The organism is Variovorax sp. EBFNA2 (genome assembly GCF_033802765.1).
GTDB lineage: Bacteria > Pseudomonadota > Gammaproteobacteria > Burkholderiales > Burkholderiaceae_C > Variovorax > Variovorax paradoxus_H.
This window is the reverse complement of sequence record NZ_CP138496.1, coordinates 1,888,894-1,905,029: the sequence shown is the minus strand read 5'-3', so window position 1 is coordinate 1,905,029 and position 16,136 is coordinate 1,888,894. Positions and strand designations below refer to the sequence as shown.

Annotated in this window: 13 protein-coding genes; 3 read left to right on the top strand and 10 right to left on the bottom strand. The window is 68.9% G+C overall.

Annotated features, from left to right (window positions below; all coding sequences use genetic code 11):
* Nucleotides 1-121: 121 nt before the first annotated feature.
* The 4 genes from RZE79_RS08745 to RZE79_RS08730 all read right to left on the bottom strand — a co-directional run bounded on the left by RZE79_RS08745 (nucleotide 122) and on the right by RZE79_RS08730 (nucleotide 3,812).
* Nucleotides 122-1,027: a ZIP family metal transporter gene (locus RZE79_RS08745; protein ID WP_319359984.1), complete on the bottom strand. Its 906-nt coding sequence runs from the start codon at nucleotides 1,025-1,027 to the stop codon at nucleotides 122-124.
* Between the two features lie 113 nt (nucleotides 1,028-1,140).
* Entirely contained in the window at nucleotides 1,141-2,040 is a 900-nt protein-coding gene (locus tag RZE79_RS08740; protein ID WP_319359983.1) for a dienelactone hydrolase family protein, read from the bottom strand.
* Nucleotides 2,041-2,144: 104 nt separating this feature from the next.
* Nucleotides 2,145-2,900: an amino acid racemase gene (locus RZE79_RS08735; RefSeq protein WP_319359982.1), complete on the bottom strand. Its 756-nt coding sequence runs from the start codon at nucleotides 2,898-2,900 to the stop codon at nucleotides 2,145-2,147.
* A 21-nt stretch (nucleotides 2,901-2,921) separates the two neighbouring features.
* On the bottom strand, nucleotides 2,922-3,812 hold the full coding sequence (locus tag RZE79_RS08730) for a transporter substrate-binding domain-containing protein (protein ID WP_153285416.1): 891 nt from the start codon (nucleotides 3,810-3,812) through the stop codon (nucleotides 2,922-2,924).
* Nucleotides 3,813-4,014: 202 nt separating this feature from the next.
* On the opposite strand from RZE79_RS08730, the gene RZE79_RS08725 reads away from it, so the two are divergent.
* Nucleotides 4,015-5,250: a D-amino acid dehydrogenase gene (locus tag RZE79_RS08725; RefSeq protein ID WP_319359980.1), complete on the top strand. Its 1,236-nt coding sequence runs from the start codon at nucleotides 4,015-4,017 to the stop codon at nucleotides 5,248-5,250.
* Here the strand turns inward: RZE79_RS08725 and RZE79_RS08720 are convergent.
* The 6 genes from RZE79_RS08720 to polA form a co-directional block, all read right to left on the bottom strand.
* Entirely contained in the window at nucleotides 5,183-6,757 is a 1,575-nt protein-coding gene (locus tag RZE79_RS08720) for a PepSY domain-containing protein (protein ID WP_319359979.1), read from the bottom strand. The genes RZE79_RS08725 and RZE79_RS08720 overlap by 68 nt on opposite strands.
* Nucleotide 6,758: 1 nt before the next feature.
* The gene (locus RZE79_RS08715) at nucleotides 6,759-8,924 is read right to left on the bottom strand and encodes a TonB-dependent receptor (RefSeq protein ID WP_319359978.1); all 2,166 of its coding nucleotides are present in this window, start codon (nucleotides 8,922-8,924) and stop codon (nucleotides 6,759-6,761) included.
* Nucleotides 8,925-9,041: 117 nt separating this feature from the next.
* Nucleotides 9,042-9,401: a DUF2946 family protein gene (locus RZE79_RS08710; RefSeq protein ID WP_319359977.1), complete on the bottom strand. Its 360-nt coding sequence runs from the start codon at nucleotides 9,399-9,401 to the stop codon at nucleotides 9,042-9,044.
* Nucleotides 9,402-9,443: 42 nt separating this feature from the next.
* Entirely contained in the window at nucleotides 9,444-10,346 is a 903-nt protein-coding gene (locus RZE79_RS08705; RefSeq protein ID WP_319359975.1) for a LysR substrate-binding domain-containing protein, read from the bottom strand.
* Between the two features lie 22 nt (nucleotides 10,347-10,368).
* The gene (locus RZE79_RS08700) at nucleotides 10,369-11,655 is read right to left on the bottom strand and encodes a M20/M25/M40 family metallo-hydrolase (RefSeq protein WP_319359974.1); all 1,287 of its coding nucleotides are present in this window, start codon (nucleotides 11,653-11,655) and stop codon (nucleotides 10,369-10,371) included.
* Nucleotides 11,656-11,716: 61 nt separating this feature from the next.
* The gene (gene polA, locus RZE79_RS08695) at nucleotides 11,717-14,539 is read right to left on the bottom strand and encodes a DNA polymerase I (protein ID WP_319359973.1); all 2,823 of its coding nucleotides are present in this window, start codon (nucleotides 14,537-14,539) and stop codon (nucleotides 11,717-11,719) included.
* Between the two features lie 97 nt (nucleotides 14,540-14,636).
* Here polA and RZE79_RS08690 point away from each other — a divergent pair, with 97 nt between their 5' ends.
* Nucleotides 14,637-15,011, top strand: coding sequence for a hypothetical protein (locus tag RZE79_RS08690; protein ID WP_099797445.1), 375 nt, complete (start codon nucleotides 14,637-14,639; stop codon nucleotides 15,009-15,011).
* A 73-nt stretch (nucleotides 15,012-15,084) separates the two neighbouring features.
* Complete coding sequence (locus RZE79_RS08685; protein ID WP_319359971.1) at nucleotides 15,085-16,134, top strand: homoserine kinase; 1,050 nt, start codon at nucleotides 15,085-15,087, stop codon at nucleotides 16,132-16,134.
* Nucleotides 16,135-16,136: the final 2 nt, after the last annotated feature.

Here is a 16,136-nt window from a genome sequence, read left to right as displayed (position 1 = left end):
CCTCGGCAGATGAGTGAACGGCCCTCTATGGTGCGCCTGTTTTGCTCGTTGCGGGGGATCGAAGGCCTGACGGCGGTGTCGGAAAGTTTCCCGTCACGCACCGCCCTGCCGGCATGGCCGGTCAGTCCTTGTGGACGTGGCCGTGCTCGCCGTGTCCTTCATCGTGGCCATGCTCATGGCCATCGTCGCCGTGTGCCAACCGGCTCACGAGCGTGACCAGCAGGATGCCTGCTGCGAGCCACGCGATCTGCGCCGCGGTCTGGCGCGCGGGCAGGCGCTTCTGCAGCTGCGGAATCAGGTCGGCCAGCGCCACGTAGACGAAGCTGCTGCCGGCCAGCACCAGGAAGTACGGCAGCCAGCCATGCAGCTGGTCGACCAGCCACCAGCCCGCGATGCCGCCGAGCATGGTCATCGTGCCCGCGAGCGACACCTTCACCAGCGCGGCGCGCGAATTGGCCGAGCTCTGGCGCAGCACGACGAGGTCGCCGATGTGGTGCGGCACTTCGTGCGCGAGCACGGCCAGCGCGGCCACGAGGCCCAGGCGGATGTCGGCGACGAAGGCCGAGGCGATCAGGATGCCGTCGCCGAAGCAATGCACGCTGTCGCCCGTGAGCACGGCCCAGCTGCCGCCGCCCGTGGGCGATGCGTGGTGGTGGGCGTGGCCGTGCGAATGACCGTGGTCGTGGCCGTGGTGGTCGTGCGCTTCGCCCTTCGCGGGTGCGACATCGCCGTGGTGGTGCTCATGCCCGTGGTGCCACAACTCGGCCTTGTCGAGCAGGAAGAAGAACACCAGCCCGAACAGCAGCACCGCGAACAGCAGCGCGGGCTCGATGCGGCTTTCGAAGGCCTCGGGCAGCAGGTGCATGAAGGCCGTGGCCAGCAGCGCGCCGGCCGCCAGGCTCAGCAGGTGCTGCGGGTTCACGCCGCCGCCGCCGCTGCGCACGCCCACGCGCAGCAGCAAGGCCGCGAGCCAGACGCTTCCGATGCCGGCGACCAGGGTCGCCACGAGAATTACTATCAAATTCATAGCTGCTTGCGCAAAAGTGGCCGCCGTTACGGCCGTGTTCCGTTCATTAAAAGAGAAAGGCCGTCACTTCGGACGGCCTTCGGCGGAGGGTGGCTACGGGGCGCCGTCTTCAGTCAGGCGACACCATTGGCTTTGAACCAGGCCGTGGCACGCTGCCAGCCGTCGTCCGCGGCGCTCTTGACGTAGCTGGGACGGTAGTCGGCGTGGAACGCGTGGCCTGCTTCGGGGTACACGACGAAGCTCGATGCCTTGGCCGCCGGGGTTCCAGTGGCCAGAGCAGCTTTCATCTTATCAACCGTGTCAAGGGGGATGCCCTGGTCTTTTCCGCCGTACAGGCCGAGCACCGGCGCCTGTAGGCTGGCGGCGATGTCGATGGGGTGTTTCGGCTGCAGTTCGCTGGCCTGCCCGACCAGCCGGCCGTACCAGGCCACGCCGGCCTTGACCTTGCCCGTGGCCGCATACAGCCACACGATGCGCCCGCCCCAGCAGAAGCCGGTGATGCCGGCCTTGCTCGTGTCGCCGCCGTTGGCCTTGGCATAGGCCAACGCGCCGTCGAGGTCGGCCATGACCTGCGCGTCGGGCACCTTGCTGACGATGTCGGCCTGCAGTTTGGGAATGTCGGTGTAGCTGCGCGGGTCGCCCTGGCGCGCATACAGCTCGGGGGCAATGGCCAGGTAGCCGAGCTTGGCGAAGCGGCGGCAGGTGTCGGCGATGTACTCGTGCACGCCGAAGATTTCCTGGATCACCAGCACCACCGGCAGCCCGGTCTTTCCTGCGGGCGCGGCGGCGTAGGCCGGCACCTCGAAGCCGTTGACGGTGTACTTGATGGGGCCGGCCTTCAGGCCGTCGGCCGGGGTCGAGATGGCCGTCTGCGCAGCCACCGGCAGCACGGCGGCGGCGTAGCCGACACCGAGGGCGGCCTTGAGCGCAGTGCGGCGCGTGGCCCCCTGCTCGGTGCTGTCGCCGGGGCGCAGCGAATCGAATTCGGAACGGTTGTCGTCGAAGGAGGTCATGCAAAGGCTCCGGTTGAATCGTCTGACAAGGGGGTGAGCGCGTTGAAAAAACGCACGCCGCAATGTAGGCGAAATCGGGCCGGGCCGTGTGACGGGGCGGTAAATCAGCCGGGCAGTTGCTGTGTGCCGTAGGCCCGCCGTGCCAGCGCCTCGGCCAGCACCTGGGCCGGGTCGACGAGCCGCAGCCCCGCCACCGCGGCCGAGCCCTGCAGGCCCAGCGGCACCTCGGTGCAGCCCATGATGATCGTGACCGGGCCGTGCCGTTCGGCCAGCCGCAGCGCGACCTCGGAGAAGCAGCGCTCGGCCAGCGGCAGGTTGCCGGCTTTCACGCCGTCGAAGATGCCGCGCATGATCGTCTGGCGCTCGTCGGCCAGCGGCACGTGGCAGCCCAGGCCGGCCTCGGCCAGCGCCTCTTCATACAGCCGCACGCGGTAGGTGCCTTCGGTGGCCATCAGCGCCACCTCGGTTGCGCCTTGCGACGCCAGTTGCCGTGCGGTTTCGCGCGCCATGTGCAGCAGCTCGACCTGCGGAAAGCGTTCCTGCAGGCTCGCATGCCAGGCATGCGCGGTGTTGCAGGCGATGGCCACGGCGCGGCTGCCCAGCGCGGCCAGCCGGCCCAGCGCCTGCAGCATCGGTTCGAGCGGCTGGTGCGCGCCCTGCTCGCCCGAGGCCAGCGCGCCGGTGCGGTCGGGCACCGGCACCTGCGCCAGCCAGTGTTCGGGAAAGGACTGGTCGCGCACCGGCTCGCCGCGCGCACGCATCTGCTGCGCGCAGGCCTGCACGAAGAGCCGGACGAAGTCGGCGCCCGCCGCGGGGCCCATGCCCCCGAGGATGCCGACGACCTGTGTGGCTGCGACCATGTCTTTTCCTTCTTCCCTCGATCAGGTCGCGGGCTTGTCGCTGAAGGCCTTGAGGTTCTCTTTGAGCTGGTCGCTCATCGGCAGGTTCAGCGGCACGTTCTTCGGCGGAATCGGCTGCATGAACCACTTGGTGTAGAGCTTCTCGAACTCGCCGCTCTTCATCATCGCGATGAAGGTGTCGTCCACCAGCTTCTTGAAGGCCGGGTCGTCCTTGGGCAGCATGCAGGCGTAGGGCTCGACCTGCAGCGACTCGCCCACCACTTCGTAGTCGGCCGGGTTCTTCGAATTGGCGATGAGGCCGAACAGCAGGATGTCGTCCATGGCGAAGGCCACGGCGCGGTCGTTCTCGACCAGCAGGAACGCGTCGGCGTGGTCCTTGCCGAGCACGATGTCCATGCCCAGGTTCTTCTCGGCGTTGTACTTGCGCATGACCAGCGCGTTGGTGGTGCCGGTGGTGCTGGCCACGGTCTTCTTCGCGAGGTCGGCGTAGTCCTTGACCTTCGAAGACTTCTTCGTCAGCAGGCGCGTGCCCGTGTAGAAGTGGTTGACCGCAAAGGCCACGTCCTTGCCGCGCGCGGTGTTGTTGGTGGTGGAGCCGCACTCCAGGTCGACGGTGCCGTTGGTGATCAGCGGGATGCGGTTCTGCGAGGTGACCGCCATCAGCGAGACCTGCAGGTTGGGCTTGTTCAACTTCTTCTTCACCGCCTCGACCACGGCGTTGGAGAGTTCCACCGAAAACCCGATCGGCTTGCTCGGGCCGTCCAGGTAGCTGAAGGGCACCGACGACTCGCGGTACGCGAGCGTGATCTTGCCGGACTCGGCGATCTTGGCGAGCGTGTCGGCCGCCTGCGCGGCGGGTGCGGTGAACAGGACCGCGGCAGCCAGGGACGCCATCAAAACGGAGAGTTTCATTCGAGCCTTCATTCGGTTGGATTGAACAGACAACCAGTGTAAGAAGGAGTGACACATCGGGACAATTCCAATTAACCCCGGGGTCATGCCCAAAGGTTATGGGCTGGGTTCTTTTGGCATTTCCGGGCGGCGCGGGGCGCCTCTACAGTCGCACGCTGTCTCTTCTGTTCCCTTTCTTCTTCACTTCCGGAAAGTTGCCCCCATGCATGTGTGCGTGCTCGGCGCCGGCATCGTGGGCCTGGCGACCGCCTGGCAACTCGAGCGCCAGGGCCACCAGGTCACGGTGATCGATCGCGCGGCGCCCGGCGCGGGCGCCAGCGGCGGCAACGGCGCGCAGCTCAGCTACTCGTACGTGCAGCCGCTGGCCGATCCGTCGATCTGGACGCAGCTGCCCAAGCTGCTGTTCTCCCCCACCTCGCCGCTGAAGCTGCGCCCGCAGCTCGACCCGCTGCAATGGCGCTGGGGCCTGGCCTTCCTGGCCGCGTGCAACGCCGCGACCTCGCGCGACACCACCGCGCAGCTGCTGGCACTGGCGGCCGCGAGCCGCACGGGCTTCGAGGCCATGCAGGCCGACATCGCGCCCGACTGCGACTTCTCCGCCACCGGCAAGCTGGTGCTCTATGCGAGCGCGGCCTCGCTCGAAGGGGCGAGCGCACAGGTCGCGCTGCAGCGCACGCTGGGCAGCGAACAACGCATCGTCACGCCCGACGAGTGCGTGGCCATCGAGCCCGCGCTCGCGGACTACCGCGGCCAGATGGCGGGCGCGGTCCACACGCCGAGCGAGTGCGCGGCCGACTGCCTCAAGGTGTGTGCCGAGCTGATGCGCGCACTGAGCGCGCGCGGCGTGCGCTTCATGCTCGGCGCCGACGTGCACGGCTTCGCACGCAGCGAAGGTCGCGAGGGTCGTGTCGCGGCCGTGCAGACGAGCGAAGGCGACATCGAAGCCGATGCCTTCGTGATGGCGCTCGGCTCGGCCTCGCACAAGCTCGGTCGCACGCTCGGCGCCTACCTGCCGGTGTACCCGCTCAAGGGCTACAGCATCACGGTCGACGCCGACTCCGCGCCCGGCGCGGCGCCGCGCGTGAACGTGACCGACAGCGCGCGCAAGGTCGTCTTCGCGCGCATCGGCTCGCGCCTGCGGGTGGCCGGCATGGCCGAGCTCGTGGGGCACGACGCGAGCATTCCGGCCACGCGCATCGAGACGCTGGCCGACGCCACGCGCGCCGTGTTTCCGCGCGCGAGCCGGCTGGCCGAACTGCACCCCTGGACCGGCATGCGTCCGGCCACGCCGAAGGGCCTGCCGATCATCGGGCGGCTGCCGCATGCGCCGTCGAACATGCTGTTCAACACCGGCCACGGCGCGCTGGGTTTCACGCTGGCCTTCGGCTCGGCGCAGCGGATCGCGCAGGCGCTGGACGCGGCCCCGTCGCGCGCCTGAGCTCGCGGCCCAGCCGCCGCCATCCGATCACCACGCCGGTCAGACTCAGCAGCGCACCGCCCGCGCTCAGCGCGACCAGCAGCAGGTCCCACAGCGGACGGCGTTCGAGCAGCGGCAGCCAGTCCCAGCTGTGCAGCATGGCGAACAGCCAGCGGCTCCAACGACGCGTGCTGTCGCTGCGGCCGAGCACGGCGCCGGTCTGCGGATCGACGTGAACCCAGGTGGCGTGCGCGTCGGCGAACACCACGCGCCAGACGGGCAGCGGCTTCTCGCTGCCGCCGGTCATGGTGTGCGCGTCGCGCGTGTAGTAGTGGCTGTCGTAGGCGGTGAGCACGTCGATGCGCGCGACCGGGTCGGGCAGCAGCTGCGCGACGGCAGTGCGCAGCGCCTCCGGGTCGATCTGCTGCGGCTGCGCGCTGGCCGCGTCGCGCACCAGCGGCCGGCCGCTGGCGGTGCTGGCCAGCACCAGCGTCTGCCCTGCCGCGCGCACCCAGCGCAGTTCGCGGATGTCGCCACGCGTTGACGCCAGCAACGCAGCAGGCGCCGCATCGCCTGCGTCTACAACAAGCGGCCCGCCCTGCATCGCCGCCATGCGCAACGCCGGCGCGCCGCTGTCGAACACACGCCAGGGGTTCATGGACATCAGCCCGCTGAAGATCCACGTCAGCGTGACGAGCGCGAACAGCAGCCCGCTGATGTGGTGCCAGCGCATCATCGCGCCCTGGTACGGCGAATGCGAGCCGCTCTTGTAGGTGCGCAGGAAGCGCCAGCGCATCACGCCCACCACCGTGCCCGTGAGCGTGACGGCGATGCCGACGATCGACAGCCAGTTGACGATGTCGGCCCAGTAGCGGTCCAGGCCCGTGCCGCGCAGCGGGTAGAGCCAGTGGATCCATGCGCCGGCGTAGTTCCACAGCCGCTCGGCACGTGGCGCGTCGCGCACGACCTCGCCGGTCTGGCCCGAGATGTACAGCCGCGTGGCCTGCGCATCGGCCAGGTCGACCACGTGCAGCGGGCGGTGCGCGTCGAGCCCGCGCGAATGGGTGAAGGCGTCTTCATCGATGGCGCCCCGGTACCTGAGCAACACGCCCTCGCCCCCGTAGGTCTGCGCGCTCACCAGCGCACGGGCGCGATCGACCTCGCGCAACACCGCGCCGGTCTGCGCATCGACGACGACCACGCCGCGCCCCGGTGGCGACCGGCGCGCGCCGGGCTCTGCTGCGCGCGCCGGCACCGCCAGGTACACCGGCCGCCCGCCGCTGGCCACGGCGAGCCGCAGGTCCTGCAACGGCCCCGCAATGCCGGCCGCGTCGAGCGCCTGCCGCGGCCCCAGCAAGGGCGCCTCCGCATCGAGCGGCGGCAGGTGCTGCAGGCGCTCGGCCTCGGTGAGCTTGGGGTAGCCCACGTACATCATCACCACGCCCGAGATGAACCACATCGCGAAGAAGGCGCAGACGACCACGCCGAGCCAGCGGTGGATCAGGAACAACCAGCGTTTGGCGTGCATGTCAGAAGCTCACGCGCAGCGAGACGTCGGCCGTGCGCGGCGCGCCGAGGTAGGCAAAGCCGGCGCCGACGTTCGCTGCATACACACGGTCGGTCGCGTTGCGGATGCGGCCCACCAGCGTGACGGTGCGGTTCACCTGCCAGCTGAGCCCGAGGTCGAGCAGCGTGTAGCCGGGCCAGTGCATGGTGTTGGCCGCATCGGCATACACCTTGCCCACATGCCGCAGTCCCGCCGTGGCCTGCAGGCGCGGCGTGAAGGCATACGACACCCAAAGGTTCGCAACGATCGCCGGCGTGTTGGTCGGCGTGCGGCCCGCGAGCGACACACCGCCCTGGCGGAACTGCTCGTAGCGCGCATCGACATGCGTGAGGTTGCCCTGCAGCGACCACTGCGGCGTGGGCTGCAGCCCGAGCGCCAGCTCCACGCCCTTCGACGACTGCTCGCCGACGAGCACCGTGAGCGTGCTGTTGGCCGGGTCCTGCGTCGCGATGTTGGTGCGGCGGATGCTGTAGGCCGCGAGCGTGGCCGTGCCCTTGCCCTGCCAGAAGTCGAGCTTGGTGCCGACCTCGACCTGCCGGCCGATGGTGAGTTCGCTGTTGTTGCGCACGTCGGCGAACGAGGCGGTCGAGAGCACGCCCGACGGCGGGTCGGCCGCCGTCGCGTATTGCGCGTACAGGTTCGCGCCGGGCGCGAAGTCCCACACCAGGCCGATGCGGCCGGTCGTGGGTTGGTAGCCGCGATGGAAGGTGGCCGGGTTCGCCGCGTCCACGGTGCGGCGATTGGCCAGGTCGAGGTCGATGCGCTCGTGGCGCAGCGCCGTCACGAGGTGCAGCGATGGCTGCAGCGCGGTGCGGTTTTCCAGGTACAGCGCGGTGGTCCGCACCTTGTTGTCGCGATCGGGGCGGAAACCCGGCGTCATGCCCGGCACATCGAAGAAGCGCTCGGTGGCAAAGACATACGGGTTCACCGTGCTCACGGTGCCTGGCAGGCTGTTGGGAAAGCGCGTCTGCCGGTTCACGCTGAAGTCCAGCCCGAAGGACCAGTCGCTCTTCAGCCCGCCGAGCTGCCCCTTGTAGATGCCCTCGATGCGGTTGCCCCACACGTCCTGGTCGTGCCGCTGCAGCAAGGCGCCCGAGCGGATGACCGCCGTGTTGCGCGCGTTGTAGCGGTAGTTCTCGACGTTGCGGTAGTCGCGCAGCGCGTCGTAGGCATAGAAGGTGTTTCGGAACTGCAGCGCGTCGCTGGCCTGCCATTCGGTGACCGAGCGCAGCCACTGCACGCGCTGCGCGTAGAGGCCGTCGGCGCTGTTGTAGTTCTTGAAGCGCGTGCCGCGGTCGATGCGCATCTCGCCGCCCGCGGGGTTCAGCACCGGTGTGCCCCAGTAGGGCCGCGTCACGTCTTCGTCCTGGTATTCGTAGGCCAGCGTGTGCTTCAGGCCGCCACCGAAGTCCGACAGCAGCGAAGCCGCGAGCTGCGTCGACTGGTTCTTCGTGCCGTCGGTCCAGCCGTTGGCGTCGCGGTGGTTCACGTCGATGCGCGCGTAGTGGCTGCCCGCGCCGCCGTCGCCGGCGATGCGGCGGTTGAGGCCGAAGGAGGCTTCCTTCAGATGCTGCGTGCCCAGGCGCAGCTGCGCTTCGGCGAAGTCGCTGCGCTCGGGCGCCTTGGTGATGTAGTTGATCGAGCCGCCCAGCGCGCCCGAACCGAACAGGAAACTCGAGGGCCCGCCGATGGCTTCGACGCGGTCGTAGATCCAGCTGTCGACCGGCCGGGCCGCAATCGAATACTGCAGGTTGATGCCGTTGAACAGCTGCGCAATCGACCCGCTGCCGAAGCCCCGGTAGCTCACGCCGACGTTGCCGGGCGCATCGTGCGCGGTCACGCCGGGCACGGCACGCAGCGCCTCCTGCGTGTTCTGCGCGCCGCGCGCGTCGAGCACTGCGCGGTTCACCACCGTGACGGAAGCCGGCGTCTCGCGCGGCGTGAGGCCCAGGCGGCTCGCGGTGTCGGTGGGCGTGTCGAGGTCGAGCCGGCCGTTGGGGCGCGGGGCGTCGTCGGCCACCTCGATCAGGGGCAGCGAGGACACGGCGGTCTGGGCTTGAACGGGCCAATGGGCGGCGCCGAACAAGGCAAGCAGCCCCAGGGCGGGGGCACGGGAAAGGGTAGGCATGGCATCTCTCTTGCGGCGGCGCTGGCGCAAAAAAAGGCGCACAGCGCCGGCCGCACAACGACCGGGAACGCACCGCGCGGCCCGTTCAGGCGGCGTCAGGTGCAGGAACGACGAAGCTCAGGAGAGATGCGGGGGCGGCGCTCGCGCCGGCGGCGGCGAGGCCGTGGCTGCCGCGAGGCGGGCAGCGGGAATCGATTGCAGCGCGCGGCCCAGCGGCAGCGGCGTGGGCAGCGTCACCTGCACGGTGGCCGGCGGCGGTCCGGAGACCATGCACAGCGGACAGTCCATGGCCGCCATGCCGACTTCGGTCGCGCCGTCGTCGCCCTGCACGATGAGCTTGACGGTGCCCGCAGCGGAACACACCAGTTCCATCGCCTGCGGGTTCACGAGCGGCGATGCGCCCGCGACCAAGAGCGACGCCATGAACCACGCCAGCACCAGGCGGTGCATTGCGAAGAAGGTTCGAAGGGCGTGCATGGGCGCGAATTATGGCGCGAGGCGAATGCCCCGCATCTTTTCTCAGGCGGTCTGTTCGATGGCTTCGCGCATGCAGCGCGTGATGCCGCGCACTGCCACCGAATCGGGCCGGCCCGCGAAGCGCAGCGCGCGCACCGGCACCGGAATGTGCGGCTCCAGCGTCAGCACGTCGACCTTGGCGCGGTCGGCCGAGCGCGCCGTGCAGCCGTCGACCAGCGCGACGCCGAGTCCGTGGTGCGCCATGGCCAGCGCCGCGTGGTAGGTCTGCACCGTGACCACGGCCTGCTGGAAACCCACGCCGGCCTGCCGGCAGGCCTGGCTCAGGCTGGTGCCGACCGGGTCGCGGCCGTCGAGGCCGATCACGGGGCGGTCGATGAGGTCGTGCAGCGCCACCGAGCCGTTGCGCACCAGCGCGCGCGGCAGCATACCCTTGGGCGCGACGCACACCATGCGGCTGTCGGCCAGCGTCTCCTGCGTGAGCGAGGGATGCACCGCGGGGCTGAACGCAAAGCCCACGTCGGCCTCTTGCAAGAGCAGCGCCGACATGATCTGCGGCGAGTGCAGCGACTCGACGGTGATCGCATAGCCCGGGTGCATTTCGCGAAAAGCCTTGAGCGCGCGCGGCAGGATTTCGTAGCTCAGCGCGAGCACGCTGAGGATGCGCAGCTCGCCGGTGTCGTTGCCTGCGCGCAGGTTGGCCGCCAGCCGCTGCACCTCGTCGAGCTGCGCAAACAGCCGCTCGATGTGCGGGTACAGCGTGAGCGCCTCGGTGGTCGGCGTGAGCCGCCCCTTGGTGCGCTGGAACAGCGGAAAGCCCAGCTGCAGTTCGGCATGCTGCAGCGTGCGGCTCACGGCCGGCTGCGTGATGTTGATGAGCCGCGCGGCCGCGCTCACGCTGCCCGCGAGCATGATCGCGTTGAAGACCTCGATGTGGCGCAGCCGCATGGCCGACAGTCGTCGGGGGCGGTCAGCGAACGGTGGTCTTGCCGGTGGCGATGTCCATCACCATGCGCACGCCCAGATAGAGGCGCGGCTCGATCGAATCGATCAGCACGTACTCCGCGTCGGCCGAGTGCGCGCCGAAGCCTTGCAAACCGAAGCGTTCGATGACCGGCGCCTTGGTCTTGAGCGAGGCGAACGCCGCATCGGTGCCGCCACCGGCCGCCTTGTCGTCGGCGCCCAGCGGACGGCCCAGCTCGTCCTTGTAGATGGCCTGTGCATGCTTGGCGAGCGCGCGCGACGCGTCGGTGGCCTCGAGCGGCGGGCGGCGACGCTCGAACTTCAGCTCGACCTTGGCCTCGGGCACCAGCTGCTTCTTCACGCGCTCATTCACCTGCTGCTCGATGCGGTCGTAGTCGGCCACCTTGAGCACGCGCACATCGGCGCCCGCCGTGGCGCTGGCCGGGATCACGTTGCGGTTGGAACCCGACTTCGAGATCGTCCAGTTCATCTTCAGGCCCGTGGCCGGGTCGGACAGGTCGCGCATCTGCAAGATTTGATGCGACAGCTCGTACAGCGCGTTCACGCCCAGCTCGGGCGCCGAGCCGGCGTGCGAGGCCTTGCCCGACACGTTCAGCGTGACCGAGGCAATGCCTGCAGTGGCCAGCGAGAGCTTGTCGTCCTTGATGGATGCGCCTTCGAACGACAGCACGGCGTCGTGCTCGCCGCCCAGCCGGGTGAGCAGCGCGCGCGAACCCGGCGAGCTGATTTCTTCGTCGCCGTTGATCAGCACGGTGAGCGTGCCGTAGTCCTTGAACTTCAGCGTCTGCAGCATCGACACGAGGTGCGTGATGACGGCCACGCCCTGCTTGTCGTCCGAAATGCCCAGGCCGTAGGCCTTGTCGCCGTCGATGCGGAACGGCTGCTTGTTGAGCATGCCCACGGTGTAGACCGTGTCCATGTGCGCAATGAGCATGATCTTCTTCGTGCCCGTGCCCTTGAAGGTGGCGCGCACCACGCGGCCGATCTTCTCGGGCGTGTCTTCCATGCGGTAGGCGTCGGCGCTCGGGTCGATGAGCTCGACCTCGCCGCCCAGCGCCTTGAGCTTGGCGGCGATGAGGTCGGAGATCTTTTCCAGGCCTTCGAGGTCGCGGCTGCCCGACTCGATGGAGACCAGCTCCTTCAGCGTCTCGAGCAGCGCGGGCTTTTCCTTGGCGGCGAGCGCGGCGATGCGGGCATCGGGCGCGGCAAAGGCGCTGCCGAGGAAGGCCGCGCAGACGGCGGCGAGCAGGAAGGTGCGGGGCTGGAGTTTCATGAGCGTGCTTCTTGTTTCTGTCGTTTGTCTCGGGGGTCGTGCGAACGTGGATCGATGCGGATCAGTGGGCCTTGTCCCAGTTGGGACCGACGCCGATCTCGGCGAGCAGCGGCACCTTGAGCGCCGCCACGCCGGCCATCAGGCGCGGGATTTCGGTGCGCACCCATTCGACCTCGGCCTCGGGCACTTCGAACACCAGTTCGTCGTGCACCTGCATGATCATCCGGGTGGCGCGCTTTTCTTCGTCAAGCACGTTCTGTACCTTGACCATGCTCAGCTTGATGAGGTCGGCCGCCGTGCCCTGCATCGGCGCGTTGATGGCTTGGCGCTCGGCCGCCTTCTTACGCGGGCCGTTGCCGCCGTTGATCTCGCTCAGGTAAAGGCGTCGGCCGAATGCGGTCTCAACGTAGCCGTGCTCCCGCGCAAACTCCACGGTCTCATCCATGTACACCTTCACGCCCGGGTAGCGTGCAAAGTAACGTTCGATGTACGAGGCCGCGGCCTTGGTCTCGATGCCCAGGTTCTTCGCCAGCCCGAAGCTGCTCATGCCGTAGATGAGGCCGAAATTGATCACCTTGGCATAGCGGCGCTGCTCGCTCGACACCTGGTCGGGCGTGGTGCCGAACACCTCGGCCGCCGTGGCGCGGTGCACGTCGACGCCGTCGGTGAAGGCGCGCAGCAGCGACTCGTCGCCGCTGATGTGAGCCATGATGCGCAGCTCGATCTGCGAGTAGTCGGCGCTGGCAATCACGCGGCCGGCCGGTGCCACGAAGGCCTCGCGCACGCGGCGGCCTTCGGGCGTGCGGATCGGGATGTTCTGCAGGTTGGGGTCGTTGCTGCTCAGGCGGCCCGTGACGGCCACGGCCTGCGCGTAGTGCGTGTGCACGCGGCCGGTGCGCGGGTTGGCCAGCTGGCCGAGCTTGTCGGTGTAGGTGCCCTTGAGCTTGGACAGGCCGCGGTGCTCGAGGATCTTGGCGGGCAGCGGATAGTCTTCGGCCAGCTTCTCAAGCACTTCTTCGTCGGTGCTGGGTGCGCCGCTCGGCGTCTTCTTGACCACGGGCAGGCCCAGCTTGGTGAAGAAGATCTCGCCGATCTGCTTGGGCGAACCGAGGTTGAAGGGCTGGCCCGCGATCTCGTAGGCCTCCGACTCCAGCGCCATGATGCGCGTGCCCAGGTCGTGGCTCTGCGCGGCCAGCGTGGGGGCGTCGATCAGCACGCCGTTGCGTTCGATGCGGTAGAGCGCCTCGCTCGAATCCATTTCGAGCTGGTAGATGAAGCCCAGCTTTTCTTCCTTCTGCAGCTGGGGCCACAGGGTGCGGTGCACGTCGAGCGTCTGGTCGCTGTCCTCGCACGAATATTCGGCGGCCTTGGCGATGTCGACCTGGCTGAACGAGATCTGGTGTGCGCCCTTGCCGCACAGGTCTTCGTACGAAATGCCGCTGCGCCCCAGATGGCGCTCGGCCAGCGACGACAGGCCGTGCGGCCGGTGCACCTCGAGCACGTAGCTCTGCAGCATGGTGTCGTGCGCGTAGCCCTGCACCTCGATGCCGTGGTTGGCGAACACGTGGCGGTCGTACTTGATGTGCTGGCCGAGCTTCTTCTTGTCGGCGTTCTCGAGCCAGGGCTTGAGCCTGGCGAGCACCTCGTCGATCGGCAGCTGCGCGGGCGCGTCGGGGTAGTTGTGCGTGAGCGGAATGTAGGCGGCCTCGCCGGGTGTGACGCTGAAGCTGATGCCCACGATCTGCGCGACCATCTCGTCGAGCGAGGTGGTTTCGGTGTCGATGGCCGTGAGTTCGGCGGCCTCGATCTTCGCGAGCCAGGCGTCGAACTGCGCCCACTCCATGATCGTGTCGTACTTCAGGTTGCTCGCGGGCGCGGCGGCTTCGAGCGCGCCCAGTTCGGTGCTCTCGTCGAACAGCCCGCCCTGGTCGGCGCTCGCTGCGCCACCGCGGGCCTTCTGCTTCTTGAGGTTTTCCTCGATCAGCTCGGGCGGCACTTCCTGCGCTTCGAGCGACTTGACGAGGCTCTTGAAACCGAACTTCTCGTAGAAGGGCTTCAGCCCGGCCGTCTGCGGCGCACCGACGGGCAGGCCTTCGAGCGACGGCAGGCCGACCACGTGACCGTCGAGGTCGCAGTCGGTGCGGATGGTGACGAGGCGCCGGCTCAGCGGCAGCTTGTCGAGCGCCTGGCGCAGGTTCTCGCCGGCGGCACCCTTCACTTCGGCGGCGCGTTCGATCAGCGCATCGAGCGAGCCGTATTCGAGCAGCCATTTGGCCGCTGTCTTGGGGCCGACCTTGGGCACGCCGGGCACGTTGTCGACCGTGTCGCCGATGAGCGTCTGGTAGTCGACCATGAGGCTGGGCGGCACGCCGAACTCGGCCGTCACGCCGGCGATGTCGCGCTTCTTGCCGTTCATCGTGTCGATGATGGTGATGTGCTCGTCGACCAGCTGGCTCAGGTCCTTGTCGCCGCTGGACACGATCACCTCGACGCCCTGCGCGGCCGCCACCTTGGCGAGTGTGCCGATCACGTCGTCGGCCTCGACGTCGGGCACCGTGAGCACGGGCCAGCCCATCAACTTCACCACTTCGTGGATGGGGTCGATCTGGCTGCGCAGGTCGTCGGGCATCGGCGAGCGGTTGGCCTTGTACTCGGGGTACCAGTCGTCGCGGAAGGTCTTGCCGGGGGCGTCGAAGATGCAGGCCGCGTAGTCGGCGCGCACCTCGCGGCGCAACGCGGTCATCATGTTGATCATTCCGCGAATGGCGCCGGTGGCGGGGCTCTTCGGGTCGCCGGGCACGGCGCGCAGATCGGGCATCGCATGGAAGGCCCGGTACAGGTAGCTCGAGCCATCGACGAGCAGCAGCGTTTTCTTGTCGGTCATCGGGGCATTTTGCCGTGCCCGGACCGGCGTCCGGAACGACACCAGGGTCGGCTGGCCGCCGACACGCCGCCAGCGGGTGCACGCCTACAATCTGCGCATGCCTAGCTCCCCACTCCTGGTCGCCCGCCGCATCCTGCTGGCGCTGGCTTTCGCCACCCCCTTTGCCGCGCTTGCGCAGGCGCCGGCCGCGCCCGCCGCCCAGCCGGCACCGGCGGAACCGCTACAAAATCAGGAGCAGGCCGACGGCCGGCGCAACCAGAAGGTCGAGCACATCCACACGGAAGACAGCGGCGCCTCGGTCGACGAGGTGCGCTATGGCGGCCGCACGCAGAGCATCAACGTCAAGCCCAAATCGAACATGCCCGGTTACGAAGTGCTGCCCAACGACGGCGGCAGCGCCCGCCCCGGCACGACCGGCGACGCGAACAGCGGCGGCAACGGCCCGCGTGTCTGGAACGTGCTGAAGTTCTGACCGTGACGTCGTCGTTCTCCTTCCCGCCCTCCCTCTTTTCTCCCGCAGCCGCCGTCCGGCGCTGAACATCGCCATGGCAGTTTTTACCGAAGTCCAGTTCGGCGAGGCAGACGCGCTCGTCCAGCGTCTTGGCATGGGCGCCCTGCGCGAACTGCGCGGCATCGAGGGCGGCATCGAGAACACCAACTACTTCGCCACCACCGAATCGGGCGAGTTCGTGCTGACGCTGTTCGAGCGCCTGAGCGCCGAGCAACTGCCGTACTACCTGTGCCTGATGAAGCACCTGGCCGGTGCCGGCCTGCCGGTGCCTGCGCCCGTGGCCGACCCGGCCGTGGCACCGCCGACCGGCCATGCGCTGTCGATTCCCGCGCAGGCGCCCTGCGAGCTGCTGCACCGCGTGGCCGGCAAGCCTGCGGCGCTGGTGCAGAAACTCTCGGGCCGCAGCGAGCTGGCCCCCACGGCCGCCCACTGCGCCGAACTGGGCGCCATGCTGGCCCGCATGCACCTGGCCGGGCGCGACTACCCGCGCATCCAGCCCAACCTGCGCGGCCTGCCCTGGTGGAACGAGACCGCCCCGGTGGTGCTGCCCCACATGGACGAGGCGCAGTCGGCGCTGCTGCGCGCCGAACTGGCCTACCAGAACCATGTCGCCGAATCGTCGGCCTATGCGGCGCTGCCACGCGGTCCGGTGCATGCCGACATGTTCCGCGACAACGTGATGTTCGCGACCGACGGCGCGCCCGACGCGCCGCCGCGCCTCACCGGCGTGTTCGACTTCTACTTCGCCGGCACCGACACCTGGCTGTTCGACCTGGCCGTGTGCCTGAACGACTGGGCCATCGACCTGGCCAGCGGCCGGCATGACGCCGCCCGCGCCGACGCCCTGCTCGCCGCCTACGAAGGCGTGCGCGCGCTGAACGCCTCCGAGCGCGCCCTGCTGCCCGCGATGCTGCGCGCCGCCGCGCTGCGCTTCTGGATCTCGCGCCTGTGGGACTTCCACCTGCCGCGCGAAGCCAGCATGCTCAAGCCCCACGACCCGACGCACTTCGAGCGCGTGCTGCGCGAGCGCGCCACCCACCCGCACGCCATCGCCCACGTCCTAGAGCCGTTGATGGCCGCCTGACC